Genomic DNA, 19,906 nt, shown 5'->3' on the forward strand with positions numbered 1-19,906 from the left:
ATGAAGACATGCGAGTTGCGTTGGCCCTCGGCAGCGGTGGCGCGCGCGGCTATGCGCACATCGGCGTCATCAACGAACTCCGCGAACGCGGTTACGACATCGTCGGCATATCCGGCTCATCGATGGGCGCACTGGTGGGCGGCCTGTACGCGGCGGGAAAGCTCGACGACTTCGCCGATTGGGCACGCACTCTGACACAGCGTGCGGTGCTGCGCCTGCTGGATCCGTCGATCACGGCCGCGGGGATCCTGCGGGCCGAAAAGATTCTCGACAAGGTACGCGACATCCTCGGCGAGGCGACCATCGAGGAACTGCCGATCCCCTACACCGCGGTCGCGACGGATCTGATCTCCGGGAAGTCGGTGTGGCTGCAGCGCGGGCCGGTCGACGCCGCGATCCGCGCGTCGATCGCCATTCCCGGCGTGATCGCGCCGCATGTGCTCGACGGCCGGCTGCTCGGCGACGGCGGCATCCTGGACCCACTTCCCATGGCACCGATCGCCGCGGTCAACGCGGATCTGACGATCGCGGTGAGCGTCTCGGGCAGCGAGCCCGAGACACCCGCGACCGAGCCCGGCCCGCGTCCCACCACCGAATGGCTCAACCGCATGATGCGCAGCACCTCGGCCGTGCTCGACACCGCGTCGGTGCGCAACGTGCTCGACCGGCCGACGGCACGTGCCGTGCTCAGCCGGTTCGGGGCGTCGGTACCCGAACCCGGTGACGAAGCCGAGCCGGACGGCGACCTGCCCGAGATCCCGGAGGCGGTAGGGGTTCCGCGGTTGGGAAGCTTCGAGGTGATGTACCGGACCATCGACATCGCGCAGGCCGCGCTCGCGCGTCACACGCTGGCGGCCTACCCGCCCGACCTGATGATCGAAGTTCCCCGCACGGTGTGCCGCAGCCTCGAGTTCAACCGGGCAGCGGAGGTGATCGCCGTCGGCCAGGACTTGACGGCCCGGGCACTCGACGGCTGATCAGGCCAGGAAAGCCGCGATCTCGGCGGCGACCCGCCTGCCCTGAGCACGGCCTGCCCTTGCCGACGGCACGCGGCAAGCCGGGTCGAGCGGGTTGGCTCCGAACGCTTCGAGTGCGTCGTCGTCGGCGAAGATGCCGAGCGCCGTCCCGTCGAAGTCCTCGATCTCCGCGGCGGTGCCACCACCACCGAACGGTGACGGCACCGAGCGGCCCGACGGCACGAGCACGACCGCGCTGTCACAGTCGTCGGCCAATTCCATGTTGACGCTGCTGCCGACCCCGCCGTCCATGTAGCGGCGGCCGTCGATCGTCACCGGCGGCCACGCGCCCGGCACGGCGCAGCTGGCCGCGACCGCGTCGACGAGTTCGACCCCGGAGTCGCGGTCGAACCCGACCAACTCGCCCGTCGCGATGTCGATCGCCGAGATCCGCAGCACGCGGTCGGGCCAATCGTGCGAGGGCAGCCGTGCGGCAATGACCTCCCGGCGTACCGGCTCGTCAACCGTCGGCGCATCGAGCGCGATCTCGCCGATGCGCTGCAACTTCTGCTGTTTGGTGGTGTTCGGGGTGAGCATCGCCGTGACGAACAGCTCGGTGATGCCGTCGATGCCCACGCCCGGGTTCAGCTCAGCTGAGACCGCGTCGATCTGACGGTCATAAAGCTCGTCGAGGCTCAGTCCGCTGCCCAGCTGAGCGGCCACGGTCGAGCCCGCCGAGGTGCCCACCAGCACATCACTGGCCAGCAGCGCGCGTGCCGTGTTCGGCGATTCGTCGGCGATGCCTCGCAGAATTCCGGTCTCCCAAGCGATTCCCGCGATACCGCCACCCGCGAGTACCAGCGCACGTTTCGACATGGCCCGAGTGTGCCAGGGCTAGGTGTGCTGCGACGCGGCCGCCTTGGCGCTGAGCTCGTCGCGGCGCAGTTGACGACGCGGCGGTTCGGGGAACTCCACCTGCCGATGGATTTCCAGATCGGCATCGACGTGCACGAGTTCGCCGGGGGCGATGAGCCGCCAATGCTCGCCGTCCATCGGCTCACTGGCGAACACGACTGACGGCATTGTGGTCAGGTGCTCGGATTCGGCGTGGATGCGACGACTGTGTAACCGCAGGCGCTTTTCGACGGCACGCCGCCGGTCGAGCACGTACAGCTCGTGGGTTTCGGGGTAGCGCAGTGCCCAGATGTCGGTGGCCGTGCTGAGCAGGATGTTCACGGCGTAGACGGGGACGTTGTCGGCCAACCAGCCGATCGCGTCGACGATGCCGGCACCGATGTTGCCGTGACGCGCCCGGATGGCCGCGGTGATCAGTGCGAAGACGCGTTCAGAGTCGGTCTGGCCCCCCACGAGCCCGTCGACACCCAACTCACGTAGCCGGGCGTCGAGCGCGTCCATACCCTCGACCACGCCGTTGTGCGCGAAGATCCGTCCGTCCTGCAGGAACGGATGGGTGTTCACCACGTCCAGCGCGCCCGTCGACGCGTAGCGGACATGTGCGACGAAAGTCGTCGCCGATACATCGTGCGCCTCGGTGGCGAACTCGGAGTCCTGCCACGCCGCCACGGGCTCCTTGCGCACCACCGGAGCGCCGTCGGCACCGAAGACCCCCAGACCGGTACCGTCGGGGTTGTGCTTGCTTTGCTCGGCGAGGTTGTCCGGTGCATCCAGCAGCCAGAAGGTCGCGGTCACCACACGGCGCCCGGCATGCAAGCCGAACAGTCGGCACATGAACGCTGATGTTAGTAGCTCGAGCGAGGAGAGCGATATGGCATCCACCATGCGGGCAGAGCGCTTCTATGCCGACACCAAAACAGTTGTGGTCGAGGATGTTCCGATTCCCGAGCCGGGGCCCGGCGAAGTTCTCGTCAAGGTCGCGTTCTGCGGGATCTGCCATTCCGACCTGAGCTTGATCAACGGTACCTTCCCGGCGCAGGCACCGGTGGTGACGCAGGGGCATGAGGCGTCGGGCGTCATCGCGAAGCTCGGCCCCGACGTCACCGGCTGGGCGGAGGGCGACCGGGTGATCGTCGCCGCCGGCCGGCCCTGTATGAGTTGCCCGAACTGCCGCCGCGGCGACATCGCCAACTGCATGCGGATCCAGTTGATGGCCTTCGCCTATGACGGGGCGTGGGCCGAATACACCGTCGCACAGGCGGTTGGACTCACCCGGGTGCCCGACAACGTGCCGCTCGAGCAGGCGGCGATTCTGGCCGACGCGGTGTCGACGCCCTACGGAGCCGTCGTGCGCACCGGAAAGGTCGGCATCGGTGAATCCGTCGGTGTCTGGGGACTCGGCGGGGTCGGCACCCACATCGTGCAGCTGTCACGGTTGGTCGGCGCGGTGCCCGTTGTCGCTGTCGACATCAAACCCGAAGTGCTCGAACGTGCGCTTGAGCTGGGCGCCGACTACGCCTTCGACGCGCGCGACGAGAATCTCGGCGACGAGATCGCCGAGGTGACCGGCGGCCGTGGGCTGGACGTGGCGTTCGACGCGGTCGGTTTGAGGTCGACGTTCGAACAGGCGTTGAGCCAATTGACCGTTGGCGGGCGGCTGGTCGCGGTCGGGATGAGCGCCGAATCCCCCACCGTAGGCCCGACGTCGATGTTCGGTCTGACGCAGAAACAGGTGCTCGGCCACCTGGGTTATCAGAACGTCGACATTTCGACGCTCGCGACACTGGTGTCCCTCGGCCGGCTCGATCTGTCCCGCTCGATCAGCGAGGTCGTGTCCCTTGAAGACATCGCGGCCGGAATCGACAAACTCGAACGTCAGGAAGGCAATCCGATCCGCATTCTCGTGCGGCCCTGACCGCGCTCACCGCAATCCAGGCGCGGCCTTCGCGCTGAAGAGCGGCAGATCGAAGTAGGTCGCGATACCGGGCTCGGCCGCACACACGGCCGGAATCGAGTTCACGCAGTGTGCCGCGGTGGCCACCACGCCAGGCTCTGGGCCGTCATCGCCGGCTTCGCCCTGGAATCCCTTGATCGCGACGGTGAAGTCGGGATTGCCGCGGACCTCCATCTCGTAGCGCTGCCCCTCGGGCCCGAAAGTCCATGCCGGGTCGAGATTTTCCTCACCCATCAACCAGTTGACGGTCACCCGGACGACGGGCTCGCCGTCGACGAGCGCCTCCCAGTGGAACTTACGGGCAGCGACCTGCCCGGGCTCGATGACGCCGATCGGCGACTCGATCGGCGCCGTTGCCACCGCGATCTCCTGCGAGGCCCGTATCCGCGGATCGGCGTTGAACCCGGCTTGATCCACCACGAGTTTGACGGCCTGGATGAATCCACCATCGAGCAGCTTCTGCATCGGCCCGCTGAGCGCCTTGTCCGGGGTGTCGCCGAACCCCATGACATGACGCACCACGTCGGGCGCATCGTAGGTGCGCAGATCTGAGAATTCCTCGGCCCGAACGAAAGTCACGCCGGTCGACATGACCGAGAACAGCAGCGGGAACTTCTCGCTGATGCCGCCGGGCGCGATGCCGGTGCCGTGCAGCGTGGCGTTGCCGGCTTGCGCCGCTTCGCGTAACGCCGCGCCTTGGCGCTCGCCGGGATAGATCCAGCCCACCGGGGTCACCACGTTCTTGCCCGACCGCAGCAACGCGGCCACCTCGTCGGCATCGGGCAGCAGCGGCGCATAGATCACCGCATCGGCGTTCAACGCCAGGATGTCGTCGACGTTGTTGGTCGCGATGACGCCGAGTGGTTGCGTTCCGATGAGGTCACCGACGTCGCGACCGTTCTTGGTCTCCGAATGCACCCAGCAGCCGACGAGTTCGAGGTCCGGGTGTTCGAGAACGCCCTTGATGGCGGCCACGCCGACGCCCCCGGTTGCCCATTGCACGACCTTGAGCGCCACGCGACCTCCTCGGTGAAACTAGAACGCGTTCTACTTTAGGTCTACACCACCGTCGTCGTCAGGAGAAGTGCGATCCCGTCGCGCCACGTACGACACGACGAGAGCCACGAGGACGGCAGGCAGAAATGCCGGCACGGTGAGCAGCAGCGAATGGTCGGCGAGATAGGCCATACCGGTTGGACGAGATGGCGCGCCCAACTGTGACTGTCACATCCCGGCGGGCTGCGTCGTCTGGTGAGTATGCAAATGAGATTCATCCAGATTGTCGTCGTTGTGGCCGCGTTGAGCATGCTGGTGACCGGGGTGTGGATGCGGATCGACCCGGCATCCTTCGCACAGTGGGCCAACTGGCCCAACCACGAACATTTTCTGCATGATGCGGGGGCGTTTCAGATCGGGATCGGCGCGACGATGCTGTTCGCGCTGTGGTGGCATGACGTGATCGCGGTGGTGCTGGCCGGGTTCGTGGTGGCCAACACCTTGCATGCGATCAACCACTTCGTCGACCGCGACGGCGGCAACGCCGCCGACTGGTGGCAGCTGGGCATCTTCTCGCTGCTTGCCGTCGCCGGACTGGCGGTCCGCATGCGTCAGCTGCGGCTCAAGAACGTGTCCTTGTCCGCGAATCGTTAGCGTCGTATGTTCCTCGACATGGTTAACAAAGTGTTCGTTGTCGGGGTGGGGATGACGAAGTTCGAGAAGCCCGGTCGCCGCGAGGGCTGGGACTACCCGCAGATGGCCAACGAGTCGGGCACCAAGGCACTGGCCGACGCCGGCATCGACTACTCCGAGGTGCAGGCCGGCTACGTCGGCTATGTCGCCGGGGATTCCACGTCGGGCCAGCGCGCGCTCTACGAGCTCGGCATGACCGGCATTCCGATCGTCAACGTCAACAACAACTGTTCGACCGGCTCGACCGCGCTTTACCTTGCCGCCCAGTCGATTCGGGGCGGCTTGGCCGATTGCGCGATCGCGCTGGGGTTCGAGAAGATGCAGCCCGGATCGCTTGGCGGGGGCGCCGAAGACCGGGAGTCGCCGATGGCCCGCCACGTCAAGGCGATGGCCGAGATCGACGAGTTCGGCTTCCCGGTGGCACCGTGGATGTTCGGCGCAGCGGGCCGCGAGCACATGAAGCAGTACGGTTCCACGGCTGAGCATTTCGCGAAGATCGGCTACAAAAACCACAAGCATTCGGTCAACAATCCCTACGCCCAGTTCCAGGACGAGTACACCCTCGATGACATCCTGGGCGCCCGCATGATCTCGGACCCCCTGACCAAGCTCCAGTGCTCCCCCACCTCCGACGGCTCGGGCGCGGCGATCCTGGCCAGCGAGGCGTTCGTCGACAAGCACGGCCTTGCCGGCCAGGCTGTCGAGATCGTCGGGCAGTCGATGACCACCGACTTCGCCTCGACGTTCGACGGCACCGCCAAGAACCTGATCGGCTACGACATGAATGTCAAAGCCGCACAACAGGTTTACGACCAGTCCGGCCTCGGGCCCGAGGACTTCCAGGTCATCGAACTGCACGACTGCTTCTCCGCCAACGAACTCCTGCTGTACGAAGCGCTCGGCCTGTGCGGCGAGGGTGAGGCGCCGGCGCTGATCGACAAGGACGACACCACCTACGGCGGTCGCTGGGTCGTCAACCCCTCGGGCGGGCTGATCTCCAAGGGCCACCCGCTCGGCGCGACCGGCCTGGCGCAGTGCGCCGAGCTCACCTGGCAATTGCGTGGCACCGCCGACAAACGTCAGGTCGACGGTGTCACCGCTGCGCTGCAGCACAACATCGGCCTCGGCGGGGCCGCCGTGGTGACGGCCTATCAGCGCGCCGAGCGCTGAATCCGCGCTTGTCACACTGGAGTGGCACGCTGGCGTTTGTCACGCTGGAGTGGCACTAGAAGCCAAGCGCCACTCTGGCGTGACAATGACGGGCGGCACCCCCGCCACACCCCACGCTTGTCACACTAGAGTGACACCAGAAGCCAAACGTCACTCTGGCGTGACAATGACGGGCCAGCACACCCGCCACACCCCACGCTTGTCACGCTGGAGTGGCTGCAGAAGCCAAGCGTCACTCTGGCGTGACAATCGCGGGCCGGCACACCCGCCACACCCCAACTCCTAGAGCGTGATCACCTCGTAGGTGCCCTCGGCGTGGCGGGCGCGGATGGTCTTCTTGTCGTACTTGCCCACACTTGTGCGTGGAACTTGGTCGATGAACGTCCATCGCTCGGGCAGCCACCAGCGAACGACCTTGTCGGCCAAGAACTCTCGAAGTTCCTCCGGGCTCGCGGAAGCGCCCTCGTGTAGTACGACGACCGCGAGGGGACGTTCCTGCCAACGGTCGTCGGGCACTGCGACGACGGCGGCCTCGAGCACCGCAGGGTGGGCGATGAGGTGGTTTTCGAGTTCCACCGACGAGATCCATTCACCGCCGGATTTGATGACGTCTTTGGCCCGGTCGGTGAGCGTGACGTAGCCGAGCTCGTCGATCGCGCCGACATCGCCGGTGCGCAGCCAGCCGGAATCGAATTTCCCGGCGTCGCGCCCCAGGTAGTAGCTGCCGGTGATCCACGGCCCACGGACTTCTAGCTCACCGGCGGTCTTGCCGTCGGCCGGCAGCGGATTGCCTTCGTCGTCGACGATGCGGATCTCGACACCGCACATGGGCCTGCCCTGTGTGGCCCGCATCGACCAGTGCCGCTCGTCGGACACATCGCACAACGGCTTTGCGACCGTCGCCAGCGGTGACGTCTCGGTCATCCCCCACGCCTGTTGGATGTAGACGTCATGGCGTTCCTGGAAGCTCTGCATGAGCGACACCGGCACCGCCGAGCCACCGCAGGCGACCAGTCGCAGCGACGAAACATCATGGCCCGGAGCCCTTTCCAGGCAGTTCAGTACCTCGTTCCAGATCGTGGGCACCGCACCCGCGACGGTCGGGCGCTGGGATTCGATCAGCTCGATCAGCGACGCCCCGTCGAGGAACCGGTCGGGCATGACCAGGTTCGCCCCCGCCATCAGCGCCGCATACGGCAGGCCCCACGCGTTGGCGTGGAACATCGGCACGATGGGCAACACCACGTCGGTGGTGCTGACGTCGAGTGCGTTGGCGGTGCAGGTATTGAGCGAATGCAGATAGCTCGACCGGTGACTGTAGACGACCCCTTTGGGGTTGCCCGTGGTTCCGCTCGTATAACACATTGCGGCAGCGGAGTTCTCGTCGATGTCCGGCCAGTCGAACTGCGGTGACTGGCCGGCCAGCGCCTCGTCGTAGCGCAGCACGGTTTTGCCGGCGGCAGTCAGCGGCGCCAGGTCGCCGTCACCCACCACGAGCACGGTGTGCACCGTTTCCGCAAGCGGGAGCACCGGAGCCAGCAACGGGATCAGCGACGAGTCGGCGATGATCACGCGGTCCTCGGCCTCGTTGGCGATGAAGGCGATCTGCTCGGGAGACAGGCGAATGTTCAGCGTATGCAACACCGCGCCCATCGCGGGCAGCGCGAGGTAAGCGGTCAGGTGCTCGGTGTTGTTCCACATGAACGTGCCGACGCGCTCGTCGCCCGTGATACCCAGCCCACGCAGCGCATGCGCCAGCCTGGCGGCCTGCTCGCCGACCTCGCGGTAGCTCGTGGTGCGGTAGCCGCCCTGGCCGGTCGCGGTGGTGACTGCGCGGTCACCGTTGACGCCGCAGGCATGCCGCAGGATCGCCGTAATCGTCAATGGCCACTTCTGCATAGTGCTGTCCACGGGCGCGATGCTATCCGCGGCGGCGCCCGCTCCGGGGCGATTCGGCAGCTATGCGCCAGGCTTGAGCAACTCCAGGTCGATGACCGCGGGAACGCTGTCCACCCCGACATAGCCGGGCAGAATGTCGGCGAACTGCTCGATGGCGTCGCCGAATCTGGACCGGTACCGATCGAACAGCGGCGCGGCCAGCGCGACCGTGACGAAGCGGACACCGCCGGACGACAGCGTTTGCGCAAGATGGCGCCAAAGTTGTTCGGAGACACCTGTTTTGCGATGTGACGCAACCACCGCGTGCGTGGCGAGTTCGGCGACGCGGTTCGGCGAGACGGTGGCGAAGAACGCCTGCCAGTCGCGGTAGATCAGGTTCGCGTGCCCGGCGACGTAGGCCGTGCTGAAGCTGTCGATGCCGAGGTCGGGGTTCGCCCGCAGCACCCGCGCGATACCGACGGGCTGCTCGTCCCCGCCGAGCCCGACGAAGAACTCCGACGACTGCTCCCAGCGCCGGAAGTGACACATCTCGCCGGCCGCGTCGTCGTCGGCGCCGGAATACCCGTTCCCCTGCCCGAAGACCTCGTACTCCCAGCGTTTCGCCCGTCCGAATCGCTCGTCGGAACTGTCGATCCGGTCGATCTGCAGCACTGGCGCCGACATCGGCCACCCCTCCTTTGTCGTACAGCAAACATTCAGCAAGCTCACAGGAAGCTCGCCTCTACGGAACTCAGCACCGGGCGGAACTCAACACTCCCCACCGCCCCGGCGCCGAATCACAAGCAACATAGAACGAAACACCGCGCCCGGTGGGGGCTCCGTTTCCGGCCGGGAGCATCGATCCAGGTCGCTTGACCGGATTACCGCATGAACCGCCAACCCTGTCAGCAAACATCGACGCACTCGATCACGCAGATACGAAATCCGCACACTGCCACCGTGTTCCGCTTCGACGACAGCGGCCCGGTGACCGCAGAACGCACATCTGGAGCACTTTGCTGTCCGGCAAGGTGTAAGTCACACAAACTCGGCCGCAGAACCGGGAACGAAAGGAGTTTCCGAAACGATGTATGGAGAGGAAGATGTGAAGTAACTGAGGAGAGGTGCGGTCAATGCGCGTGAAGTGGTCCCTGGTTGCAGTCGCTGCAGCTGCGATCGGGGTGGTGGGCGCGCCTGCCGGTCTCGCCTCCGCCGAGGAAACGGCTCAGCAGGTGATCAGCCGCCTGCAGTCCGAGGGTTACACGGTCAACATCGACCGGGTCGGAACCGCGCCGCTGGACCAGTGCGTCGTCACCAGCGTGCGCAACCCCCAGCAGGTCAAGCAGTGGGTGCCCTACATCGGCCCGGGCTTCAACAACGACCGCGCTCTTGTCGAGGTCGTCACCAGCCAGACGGTGTCCGTCTCGCTGAACTGCCAGCGCTGAGACAACCGTTCGAACCGCGCGTCACTCGCGCCCCGGTCGCTGCCGGGTCATGCGCTCCCGGATCGGCACGTAGTGCGCGCGGATCGCGGCGCGCAGTTGCTCGGCGTCACCCATCTCGATCGCGTCGAGTATGGCGACGTGCGCGTTGACGGTGGCCTGCAGATCGTCGGGCGGGCCGACCGCACGGGAGGCCAACGCGTGCACGTCCCAGAACGCACCTGTCATACCCACTGCGAGCGCGCCGGTGGTCTCCATCAGCAGCAGATGGAATTCTCTGTCCTCGGCGGCGAACTCCTGCCCCTGCGCGGCCTTTTCGGCCATCGTCTCGGTGAGGCGCCGCATGCTCAGTGCCGCCTGCGGGGTGAGGCGCTCCATGATCTGTCCGGCGAGGCTGGTTTCGATCAGCTCCCGGAAGTCAACCAGCTCGGCGAAGACGTGTAGGCCGTCCTCGGCGTTCAGCATGCCCCGGAAGGCGAGCGATTCCACCATGGCGCGAAAGCTCAGCCGCCCGACGTAGGTGCCGTAGCCGTGGCGCACCTCGACGATGTCGAGCGCGGACAGCGTCTTGATGGCCTCCCGGATGCGGGACCGGCTGACGTTGAGCTGCTGGCTGAGTTCGTTCTCGGTGGGCAGCGGATCGCCTGGAGACAGCCGATTGGCGAGGATGTACTCCTTGATGCGGCTCACCACGGTGCCGCCCCCGAGATCTGTGGGAGCGATGAGGCTCGACACATCGTGCTGCATCGACGGATCCGGTCCTTCCAGGCTCGACGGGTTTCGCTCGGGTCAACAGACATGTCCTGGCAACGAAGGTACTACATCAGATGTCCTTCGCAGCGGTGGCGCGAGTTATCTACCAGGCCTGAAGACGGGCCTTGTGCTGAGCGTCACTGCGCTCTACCGTCTACACGACATAGGACATCAGACATCCGATGTTCAAGGGAGAGCGATGTGGTGAGCACGGTCGGCGGCAGCACCAAAGAACCCACTGTCTGGTATCGGCAACTCACGCGACGGCAGTGGAAGGCGTTCGTCGCCTCGTGGCTCGGATATCTGCTCGACGGGTTCGACTTCGTGATCATCACGCTCGTCCTCACCGAGGTGATCCGAGAATTCCAGCTCACACCGGTGATGGGCGCAACGCTGGTGTCGGCGGCGTTCATCTCCCGCTGGTTCGGCGGTTTGGCTCTCGGTGCGTTCGGTGACCGGTTCGGCCGAAAGAACGCAATGGTCGTGAGCATCGCGTTGTTCTCGCTCGGGTCCGTACTGTGTGCGATCGCGCCCGGCTACTGGGTTCTGTTCGCCGCGCGGCTGTTGATCGGCCTCGGCATGGCGGGCGAATACGGTTCCAGCTCGACGTATGTCATCGAGTCCTGGCCAAAACACATGCGCAACAAGGCTTCCGGGTTCTTGATCAGCGGATTCTCGATCGGCGCCGTGCTGTCCGCGCAGGCCTACCGGTTCGTGGTGCCCGAATGGGGCTGGCGCGCACTGTTCGCGATCGGCCTGGTCCCCATCGCACTCGCGCTGTGGCTGCGCCGGACCCTGCCCGAGTCCGACGACTGGGAGCGCGCCAGGGAGCAACACCACGCCGGCACCCGCACCGCGGCACCCGATATGTTCAGCACGCTCTACAAGGGTCGCCGGTCCGTGTTCAACGTCGTGGCAACCATCCTCGCGTTCAGCGCGTTGTTGCTCATCTTCACCCACACCGTCGGCAACCCGTTCGCAGTGGCCGCGCTCGCGCTTCTTGCCGCGGCGGTGTTCGTGTCGTTCATGGTGCAGTTCGAAGGATCCCGCTGGCCAACCGGTTTGACCGTGATGGTGGTCATCTTCACCGCATTCCTGTACTCGTGGCCGATTCAGGCGTTGTTGCCCACCTACCTCAAGACCGATCTCGAACTCGACCCGGCGGATGTCGCGAACATCTTGTTCTTCTCCGGCTTCGGCGCCGCGGTCGGCTGCGTCGTCGCGGGCTTCACCGGCGACCGATTCGGCACCAGGCGGGCGTATTGGATGAGTCTCGTCATCTCACAGGTGCTGATCTTCCCGGTATTCCTCGTCGGGGGCCACAATCTTCTCGTTCTCGGCCTGCTGTTGTTCCTGCAGCAGGTGTTCGGACAAGGCATCTCGGGACTGCTGCCCAAGTGGATCGGTGGTTACTTCTCGGTCGAGAAGCGTGCGGCCGGCCTCGGATTCGCCTACAACGTAGGCGCATTGGGCGGTGCGGTGGCCCCGGTACTGGGGGCAGGCCTCGCCACGAAGATGCCACTCGGCACCGCTCTGGGCGTGCTGTCCTTCGGGCTCACCGCCGTTGTCATCGTCTTGATCGGCATCAACGCCCCGCTGCGGGTCCAACGGCTGGTCAAACCCAAACACGTCTGGCCGACCGACAGCACCGAGACGATGCCCGATGCTGCGCCCGCCGACAAGTAACACCTTCAACACGTTCCAGGAGCCACCGACATGAGCACCGCAGGCAAGCTGACCGGAGTCATCCCCCCGGTCGTGACCCCACTCACCGACGACCGCCGCCTCGACATCGCGTCGTTCGAGCGGATGATAAACCGACTCATCACGGCCGGGGTGAACGGCCTGTTCGTGCTCGGATCCACCGGTGAGGTGGCCTTCTGCACCGATTCCCTACGGGCACAGATCATCGAGGAGGCGGCACGGATCATCGACGGCCGCGTCCCGTTGCTCGCCGGTGTCATCGACACCCAGACACCACGGATGCTCGACCACGTCGCCGCGGCCACGGCCGCCGGGGTCGACGCGGTGGTCGCCACCGCACCCTTCTACGCGGTCACGCACGCCGAACAGATCAGGCGGCACTTCGAGATCCTCGGCGATCGCTCGCCGGTTCCGGTGTACGCCTACGACATACCGGTCGCGGTGCACACCAAACTCGATCCCGGCATGCTCGTCGACCTCGGCCGCGCGGGCGCGATCGCGGGCGTCAAGGACTCATCGGGAGACGACATCTCGTTTCGCAGGCTGTGCCTCAAGAACCGGGCAGCAGGCGAACCGCTGACATTGCTCACCGGGCATGAGTTCGTCGTGGACGGCGCCTACCTCAGTGGTGCGCACGGCTCGGTCCCCGGCCTGTCCAACGTCGACCCCGACGGCTACGTGCGACTACACCGGGCGTTCCTGGCCGGCGACTGGACGACCATGCGCCAAGAGCAGGATCGTTTGGCGGCTCTGATGGAGATCTGCCTGTCCGCCAAGGCCGTAACGGGCTGGGGTGCCGGCGTCGGCGCCTTCAAGACCGCGCTCATGCTGCAGGGCATCATCTCGACCAATCAGGTGCCGGAACCGTTCGATGCCCTGAGCGGCGACGACGTCGACGCTGTACGCGCGATCCTCGCCGCGGTCGGCCCACGCGAGCCGCTGCCCGCAGGCGGACGATGACCGACGCGGTCGCAATCGGTGTGGATCTCGGCGGCACCAAGACGGCCGCCGGGCTGGTTCTACCGGGCGGCGATGTCGAATTGCATTGCACTGCATCGACTCCAGCCGCCGAAGGGCCCGAGGCGATGATCGACAACATCGTCGCCCTCGTCACGGAGATCCGCCACAAAGCCGCACGTAGCGGGTTGCCGACGCCCGCCGCGATCGGCATCGGATCGGCCGGCGTGATCGACTCCGATCACGGGACGGTGTTGTCGGCGACCCACAACCTGACCGATTGGGGCGGAACGCCGCTGGCGGATCTGATCTCGACGCGCACCGGCCTGCCGGTGCGCGTCGTCAACGACGTCCATGCGCACGGGATCGGCGAAGCCCGCCACGGTGCGGGCCGAGGCCTCAAGAGGCTGCTGATGGTCGCGGTTGGTACCGGCATCGGCGGCTCGCTACTCATCGACGGCGCCCACGTGGCCGGCGCCCGGCATGCCGCCGGTCACCTCGGCCACACTCCGACACACGCGGCGGCCGGGCTGCTCTGCACCTGCGGCCGCACCGGCCACCTCGAGGCGATCGCCTCGGGGACGGGACTTCTCGCGATGTATCACCGCCATGGTGGTAGCGCGCCCGACAACCGAAGTCTCATCGCATTGGCCGAATCGGGTGATCCGCTCGCACTCGACTGTGTGGCCGTGGCCGCCCGCGCCCTCGGCGAGGCCGTCGGCGGATGGGTCAACACCCTCGATCCCGACGCCGTCATCATCTCCGGTGGGCTGGCCCAGTCCGGTCCGCTGTGGTGGTCGATGGTCACCGAGGCCGCCCGATCGCACTACATCGACGCCGTATCAGAATGTCCGCTACTGCCCGCCCAACGCGGCACGCAGGCGGCCATTCTCGGCGCAGCGGCATTCAGCTTGGGCGCCGAACGCCCATGACCGACGTGATCGACGCACTCGCCGGTGGGCTGATCGTGTCCTGCCAGGCCTATCCCGGCGAGCCGTTGCGTCACCCCGACACCATGGCCAGGATGGCCGATGCGGTCGTCGCGGGCGGCGCGGTGGGCATCCGCGCCGAGGGCGTCGACGACATCTCAACCATCAAGAGCCGCACCACAGTTCCACTGATCGGCCTGTGGAAAGAGGGCACCGACGGTGTCTTCATCACACCGACGCTCCGCCACGCCACGGCAGTCCGGGAAGCCGGGGCCGACATCGTCGCACTGGACGGTACTCGTCGCGCCAGACCCGACGGCCGCACGCTCGCCGCGACCATCACGCGGCTGCGAGACAGTGCTCCGACGGTCGTGATGGCCGACTGCGCATCGCTGGACGACGCCCTTGTCGCACGCGACGCCGGTGCCGACGTCATCGGCACGACGCTGGCCGGATATACCGAGTACCGGCCGATGACCGATGGCCCCGATCTGGATCTGCTGGCGCAGTTGGTGTCTCGGCTACCCGACGTACCGATCATCGCCGAGGGCCGTGTGCATACTCCCGCACAGGCCCGCGCAGCGCTCGACACGGGTGCGTACGCGGTTGTCGTCGGGACCGCGATCACGCATCCCACCACGATCACCGGCTGGTTCCGGCAGGCGCTCACCGCGGACTAGCTGCCAGCCGGGTCGTCTGAGAGTGCATACAGCGCTGGAAGATTGACGACGATGGCCTCCTGGGTGCTGCGTGCGATCACGACGACAGCCGGATTGTCGGGATCCGGGTTCTCCTCCCGATGCGGCACATAGGGCGGAACGAACACGTAATCGCCTGGCGCGGTGGCGATGCGCACCTCCTGAACACCGTCATGGAAGACGAACTCAGGGTTGCCGCTGCGCACGAATATGGCCGTCTCGGACTCGCCGTGGTGATGGTTGTCCGAAGCGGTGGCCGGCGAAACATGAGTCTCACCCATCCAGATCTTCTCCGATCCGACGGACCCACCACTGATCGCGGCGAACCGCTGCATACCTTCCGTCTGGGCGGTGGACGAGCTGAGTTCCGCTGCCCGCACATGATGTACTCGGGTGCGCTGCGGCCGATGACCATGCGCGGCTTCGGTGAGGTCCGGGTGAAACCCGTCGTGCCCTGCAGTGGAACTCATGATGTTCAGCCTTTCTGGGATCGCTGTCCCCCAGGCTTGCACACCGCAGGCCACCCGCGATGGATGCTGAAGCAGTACCCGGTCTTCTCGCCGTTCGGATACGACGTCACCACTCGCACGGCTTGGCGGTGGACACCGCTGACCGTCGGGCCCCTAGCGCGAACAGTCCAGCGACACCGTGATCGTGCGGCGCACGACGACCGGGATCAGATCGAAATCGCGCTTGCCGTTCTTGCCGATCCGCTCGACGCGGATGAGCTTGGTCTGAGTCTGCGGATTGCGGACGCTCGTGACGATGCACTGATCCAGCGGCGCACTGCCCACCCGGTCGATGTTGACGGAAAACCCTTGCGCCTCGAGTTGGCCGATCGTCACGATCGGCGACTCTGCGCTTGCGTGCCCGGCGGGTGCCATGATGGTTCCCACTGCCGCCCCCGACGCGGCCAGCATGACGATTGAAACTCGCATGGCCGTGTCTTCCTTACCTTCTCGTAAACGTTGTCGTGAATCGGTTCACCTGTGTTACGAGCAGGGCACGGCAAGGGTTCAACGGCGACAGGCCCGGCCGGGTTCACCGGCCGGGCCTGTCGTCCTCAGCTAGACGCGGGCGGGTTCCTCGACAACCGACGGGCGGTGGTCGTCGACCATCGTGAGCTCGTCGAAGGGATCGTCACCGCGCAGCACCGAGTCGACGCGGTCCTTGTCGATCGTCTTGGTCCATGAACCGACCAGGATGGTGGCCACGGCGTTGCCCGAGAAGTTGGTCAGCGCGCGGGCTTCGGACATGAACCGATCGATGCCGACGATCAGACCGACGCCGTCGAGCAGGTCGGGGCGGTGGCTCTGCAGACCGCCGGCCAGCGTGGCCAGGCCGGCACCGGTCACCCCGGCCGCGCCCTTGGAGGCCACGATCATGAACACCAGCAGGCCGATCTGCTCGGTCACCGAGAGCGGGTCGCCCAGCGCACCGGCGATGAACAGCGACGCCATCGTGAGGTAGATCGCCGTGCCGTCAAGGTTGAACGAGTAGCCCGTCGGCACCACGACACCGACCGTGCTGCGATCCACGCCGAGGTGCTCCATCTTGGCGATGAGCCGCGGCAGGGCCGACTCGGAGGATGACGTGGACACGATCAGCAGGTACTCGCGGGCGAGGTAGCGGACCAGCTTGAAGATCGAGACGCCTGCGACGGTCCTCATGAGCAGCCCGAGCACACCGAACACAAACACCACGCACGTGAGATAGAACCCGAGCATCAGGGCCAGGAGCTGCGTCACCGCGGACCAACCGGTCTGGCCGACAACGTTGGCGATCGCCCCGAACGCGCCGATCGGTGCGAGCCACAGGATCATCACCAGTATCTTGAACACGAGCTTCTGCAGCTGCTCGATGCCGCGCAGGATCGGCTGACCCGCATCGCCCATGGCCTGCAGGGCGAACCCGACGAGCAGCGCGACGAACAGCGCCTGCAGGACACTGCCGGCGGTCAGTGACGACAGCAGCGTCTCAGGGATGATGCCGCGGACGAAGTCCATCAAACCGCCTGCCTCATGCGCGGTTTCGGCGAGCTCGGCGCCCTTGCCCGCGGCGCTGTCCGACAGCTGCATGCCGGTGCCCGGATGCAGAACATTGCCGACCACCAGGCCGATCGCCAGCGCGAACGTCGACATCAGCAGGAAGTAGACGAACGCCAGGCCACCGACCTTGCCGACGGTCGCAGCTTTACGTACCGATCCGATGCCGAGCACGATCGTGCAGAAGATCACCGGCGCGATCATCATCTTGATCAGATCGACGAACATCGTGCCAAGCACGCCGACGCTCTTGCCGACCTCGGGTGCCAAGATCCCGACCGCCACACCGGCCAGCACCGCGATGATCACCGCGATGTAGAGCCAGTGCGTGCGGTCCCGGCGCCGCGGCGGCGCCGGCTCCGGTTGACGGTCCAGGGTGACGCTCATCGGGGACTACCTCCAGTTCGACATCGAATGCGGTCTGGAAGTAGGTTCGGCGATGACGTGAGCCAGGTCACGTTTTAGTTCATTACGTTCAGAACCGGAGGTGTTGTGGCGCGCTGGTGGCCCCGCTCACTGGCTGGGCAGGCGATCGCCCTGCAGGTCATCGTGGTCGCGGTTGTCGTGTTGGCCGGCACAGCGCTGGCTCTGCTGGACGCACGCCGCGACGGTGACGCCGCCGCGCGGCAGCAGGTGATCGGGATCGCGACCGCACTGGCCGACTCGCCGTCGACGGCCGAGGCCATCCGGTCCGGGCGGGCGACGCAAATCCTGCAACCGGTCACCGAGGCGGTCCGGACGAGCACCGACATCGCGTTCATCACGATCATGGCGCCCGACGGCACCCGGTTCACCCACACCGACCCCAGCCAGATCGGCGGCAAGTATCTGGGCACGGTCGAACCGGCCTTGCGCGGTGAGACTTTCAGCGAGATCTACACCGGCACACTCGGTCCCTCGGTGCGCGCCGTCGCACCCGTACGCGACCGCGACGGGCGGATCGTCGGGCTGGTCTCGGCCGGCATCACGCAGCAGACCCTGGCGCAGCGCTGGCGCGCGCAGATCCCGATGATCGCGGCGATAACGGCTGGCGCCCTCGCGGTTTCGCTGGTCGGCGTGTGGGCGATCCGGCGCAGGCTGCTGCGGCAGACGCACGGTCTGCGGCCTGACGAGCTGCGCGTGATGTACGACCATCACGACGCCATCCTCCACTCCGTGTCCGAGGGCCTCGTCGTGCTGGACCGCAACGGCGTGGCGCTCGTGAACGACGAGGCGCGACGCCTGCTCAGCTTGCCGCCTGGACCGGTTCGGCCGGGCGACCTTCCGGAGTTCCTGCGCAGTCACGATCCCGGTGCCCGCGACGAGGTGCACGTGACCGACGAACGGGTGCTCGTGGTGAACCGGGCCCGCGTCGCGGACTCCCGCTCCGAGGTCGTCACGATCCGCGACCGCACCGAATTGCAGGGAGCACTCGGCGAACTCAGCTCACTGCAGGTGCTGACCGACTCGCTACGGGCCCAGGCCCATGAATCGGCCAATAAGCTGCACACGGTGATCACCATGGTGGAGATGGGCCGGCCCGAGGATGCGGTGCGCTTCGCCACGAGCGAGCTCGAGCTGTCGCAGCGTCTGGTCGACCGGCTGTCGGACGCCGTCAGCGAGCCCGCACTGGTGGCGCTGCTGCTCGGGAAGACCGCGCAGGCCGACGAGCGCGGGATCGCGCTCACGGTCACCGAGGACACCCAGCTACCGGCCGAGACCGTGCTGACCGGACCGGAGATTGTCACTGTCCTCGGTAATCTCATCGACAATGCGATGGACGCGTGCGACCGCGACGATCCCTGGGTGGAGGTCACGGTCAGCCAGGACGACACCGAACTGCTGATCCGAGTGGCCGACAGCGGCGCCGGGATGGACCCCGCGACGTTCGAAAGGGCCATGCAGCGGGGCTATTCCACCAAGGGCGGGGACGGCGCGGACCACGGGCTCGGCTTGGCCCTGGTGGCGCAGGTGGTCAACAAGCACAGTGGCGCGCTGCGCGCCGACGTGACGTACGGGTCGGTGGTGACGGTGACGGTGCCGCGCCGATGAGCGCTTGCGCGAAGAGCATGAGGCCGCGATGACCATCAAAGTGCTCATCGTCGAAGACGATCCGCTGATCGCCGAGGCCCATCACGCCTATCTCGGTCGGCTGGAAGGGTTTTCCGCGGCAGCCGTCGTGCACACGGCACGTGACGCCATGCGGGCCGCGGCCGAGGCCGCCGCGTCCGACGAGCCGATCGATCTCGTGCTGCTCGACATCGGCCTGCCCGACGCCAGCGGAATATCGTTGGCATCCGGGCTGTCGGGGCTGCATCCGGCACCCGACATCATCGCGATCACCTCGGAGCGTGATCTGGAGATGGTGCGTGCGGCAGTGGCCCACGGCGCGCTGGCCTATCTCCTCAAGCCGTTCACGTTCGCGGCGTTCCGCGATCGGCTTGAGCGCTATCGCCGCTACCGCACGGCGCTGCCGGCCGGCACCGACGCCGCCAGCCAGGCCGAGGTGGACCGCGCGCTGGCCGAGTTACGTATTGCCGCAGACAAATCGGTCGCACCCAAAGGCGCGGCGCCGCAAACCACCGACGAGATCGCGCGGACAGTTCGCGACGAACCAAACGGACTCACCGCCGAAGAGGTCGCCAAGCTGGTGGGCGTATCACGCGTGACGGCTTGGCGTTATCTGGAGCGGCTTGCCGACGACGGAACCGTCACCCGCAACACGGAATACGGCAAAACTGGCCGTCCCCGCACGCGCTACCAGTGGCGCTGAGCTGATCCCCCGCGACCGACCGTGTTTGTACCTCGACACGCCGCAAATGGCGTGCATTCGTGGT

General features: G+C 66.4%; 20 protein-coding genes. 11 read left to right on the top strand and 9 right to left on the bottom strand.

From position 1 onward, the window contains the following. Positions 1 to 8: 8 nt before the first annotated feature. A complete protein-coding gene (locus tag AWC31_RS09345) occupies positions 9 to 977 on the top strand; it encodes a patatin-like phospholipase family protein (protein ID WP_085144030.1) in 969 nt (322 codons plus the stop codon). Here AWC31_RS09345 and AWC31_RS09350 read toward each other — a convergent pair whose 3' ends face one another. Both AWC31_RS09350 and AWC31_RS09355 read right to left on the bottom strand, forming a co-directional pair. Beyond that, positions 978 to 1,832 (bottom strand): patatin-like phospholipase family protein, encoded by an 855-nt coding sequence (locus AWC31_RS09350; RefSeq protein ID WP_085144031.1) that lies wholly within the window; start codon positions 1,830 to 1,832, stop codon positions 978 to 980. Positions 1,833 to 1,850: 18 nt separating this feature from the next. Further along, the gene (locus AWC31_RS09355; RefSeq protein ID WP_085144032.1) at positions 1,851 to 2,705 is read right to left on the bottom strand and encodes a class II glutamine amidotransferase; all 855 of its coding nucleotides are present in this window, start codon (positions 2,703 to 2,705) and stop codon (positions 1,851 to 1,853) included. A gap of 37 nt (positions 2,706 to 2,742) precedes the next feature. Between AWC31_RS09355 and AWC31_RS09360 the strand changes: the two genes are divergently transcribed. Beyond that, positions 2,743 to 3,786 carry a zinc-binding dehydrogenase gene (locus AWC31_RS09360; RefSeq protein ID WP_085144033.1) on the top strand — a complete coding sequence of 348 codons (1,044 nt, stop codon included), beginning with the start codon at positions 2,743 to 2,745 and terminating at the stop codon, positions 3,784 to 3,786. Positions 3,787 to 3,792: 6 nt separating this feature from the next. Here AWC31_RS09360 and AWC31_RS09365 read toward each other — a convergent pair whose 3' ends face one another. Beyond that, positions 3,793 to 4,842 (bottom strand): NAD(P)H-dependent amine dehydrogenase family protein, encoded by a 1,050-nt coding sequence (locus AWC31_RS09365; protein ID WP_085144034.1) that lies wholly within the window; start codon positions 4,840 to 4,842, stop codon positions 3,793 to 3,795. A 246-nt stretch (positions 4,843 to 5,088) separates the two neighbouring features. On the opposite strand from AWC31_RS09365, the gene AWC31_RS09370 reads away from it, so the two are divergent. Both AWC31_RS09370 and AWC31_RS09375 read left to right on the top strand, forming a co-directional pair. Further along, positions 5,089 to 5,475, top strand: coding sequence for a hypothetical protein (locus tag AWC31_RS09370; protein ID WP_234816780.1), 387 nt, complete (start codon positions 5,089 to 5,091; stop codon positions 5,473 to 5,475). Positions 5,476 to 5,493: 18 nt separating this feature from the next. Then, entirely contained in the window at positions 5,494 to 6,684 is a 1,191-nt protein-coding gene (locus AWC31_RS09375) for a lipid-transfer protein (RefSeq protein WP_085144299.1), read from the top strand. Between the two features lie 282 nt (positions 6,685 to 6,966). On the opposite strand, the gene AWC31_RS09380 is transcribed toward AWC31_RS09375, so the two are convergent. Then, complete coding sequence (locus AWC31_RS09380) at positions 6,967 to 8,595, bottom strand: fatty acid--CoA ligase (RefSeq protein WP_165765934.1); 1,629 nt, start codon at positions 8,593 to 8,595, stop codon at positions 6,967 to 6,969. A 48-nt stretch (positions 8,596 to 8,643) separates the two neighbouring features. Beyond that, positions 8,644 to 9,246 (bottom strand): hypothetical protein, encoded by a 603-nt coding sequence (locus AWC31_RS09385; RefSeq protein ID WP_085144037.1) that lies wholly within the window; start codon positions 9,244 to 9,246, stop codon positions 8,644 to 8,646. Between the two features lie 449 nt (positions 9,247 to 9,695). On the opposite strand from AWC31_RS09385, the gene AWC31_RS09390 reads away from it, so the two are divergent. Further along, on the top strand, positions 9,696 to 10,007 hold the full coding sequence (locus tag AWC31_RS09390) for a hypothetical protein (RefSeq protein WP_085144038.1): 312 nt from the start codon (positions 9,696 to 9,698) through the stop codon (positions 10,005 to 10,007). A 21-nt stretch (positions 10,008 to 10,028) separates the two neighbouring features. On the opposite strand, the gene AWC31_RS09395 is transcribed toward AWC31_RS09390, so the two are convergent. Continuing rightward, positions 10,029 to 10,751 (bottom strand): FadR/GntR family transcriptional regulator, encoded by a 723-nt coding sequence (locus tag AWC31_RS09395; RefSeq protein WP_067844586.1) that lies wholly within the window; start codon positions 10,749 to 10,751, stop codon positions 10,029 to 10,031. A gap of 210 nt (positions 10,752 to 10,961) precedes the next feature. Between AWC31_RS09395 and AWC31_RS09400 the strand changes: the two genes are divergently transcribed. The 4 genes from AWC31_RS09400 to AWC31_RS09415 are packed head-to-tail and all read left to right on the top strand — an operon-like array spanning position 10,962 to position 15,027. Next, positions 10,962 to 12,443: an MFS transporter gene (locus AWC31_RS09400; protein ID WP_272937909.1), complete on the top strand. Its 1,482-nt coding sequence runs from the start codon at positions 10,962 to 10,964 to the stop codon at positions 12,441 to 12,443. A gap of 30 nt (positions 12,444 to 12,473) precedes the next feature. After that, a complete protein-coding gene (locus AWC31_RS09405) occupies positions 12,474 to 13,421 on the top strand; it encodes a dihydrodipicolinate synthase family protein (RefSeq protein ID WP_085144040.1) in 948 nt (315 codons plus the stop codon). Continuing rightward, on the top strand, positions 13,418 to 14,350 hold the full coding sequence (locus AWC31_RS09410; RefSeq protein WP_085144041.1) for an ROK family protein: 933 nt from the start codon (positions 13,418 to 13,420) through the stop codon (positions 14,348 to 14,350). The genes AWC31_RS09405 and AWC31_RS09410 overlap by 4 nt, the downstream gene beginning before the upstream one ends. After that, the gene (locus AWC31_RS09415; protein WP_085144042.1) at positions 14,347 to 15,027 is read left to right on the top strand and encodes an N-acetylmannosamine-6-phosphate 2-epimerase; all 681 of its coding nucleotides are present in this window, start codon (positions 14,347 to 14,349) and stop codon (positions 15,025 to 15,027) included. Before AWC31_RS09410 ends, AWC31_RS09415 begins: the two co-directional genes overlap by 4 nt. Here the strand turns inward: AWC31_RS09415 and AWC31_RS09420 are convergent. From AWC31_RS09420 to AWC31_RS09430, 3 genes are all read right to left on the bottom strand, one after another. Then, on the bottom strand, positions 15,024 to 15,515 hold the full coding sequence (locus AWC31_RS09420) for a cupin domain-containing protein (protein WP_085144043.1): 492 nt from the start codon (positions 15,513 to 15,515) through the stop codon (positions 15,024 to 15,026). The genes AWC31_RS09415 and AWC31_RS09420 overlap by 4 nt on opposite strands. A 153-nt stretch (positions 15,516 to 15,668) precedes the next feature. Further along, a complete protein-coding gene (locus AWC31_RS09425; RefSeq protein WP_085144044.1) occupies positions 15,669 to 15,983 on the bottom strand; it encodes a hypothetical protein in 315 nt (104 codons plus the stop codon). A 129-nt stretch (positions 15,984 to 16,112) separates the two neighbouring features. Then, on the bottom strand, positions 16,113 to 17,477 hold the full coding sequence (locus tag AWC31_RS09430; RefSeq protein WP_085144045.1) for a cation:dicarboxylate symporter family transporter: 1,365 nt from the start codon (positions 17,475 to 17,477) through the stop codon (positions 16,113 to 16,115). 105 nt (positions 17,478 to 17,582) lie between these two features. Between AWC31_RS09430 and AWC31_RS09435 the strand changes: the two genes are divergently transcribed. Together AWC31_RS09435 and AWC31_RS09440 are read left to right on the top strand one after the other, a co-directional pair. After that, a complete protein-coding gene (locus AWC31_RS09435; protein WP_085144046.1) occupies positions 17,583 to 19,121 on the top strand; it encodes a sensor histidine kinase in 1,539 nt (512 codons plus the stop codon). A gap of 28 nt (positions 19,122 to 19,149) precedes the next feature. After that, positions 19,150 to 19,842, top strand: a complete 693-nt coding sequence (locus tag AWC31_RS09440; RefSeq protein WP_085144047.1) for a response regulator — start codon at positions 19,150 to 19,152, stop codon at positions 19,840 to 19,842. Positions 19,843 to 19,906: the final 64 nt, after the last annotated feature.

This window comes from Mycolicibacterium wolinskyi, from assembly GCF_002101965.1.
Taxonomy (GTDB): Bacteria; Actinomycetota; Actinomycetes; order Mycobacteriales; family Mycobacteriaceae; genus Mycobacterium; species Mycobacterium wolinskyi.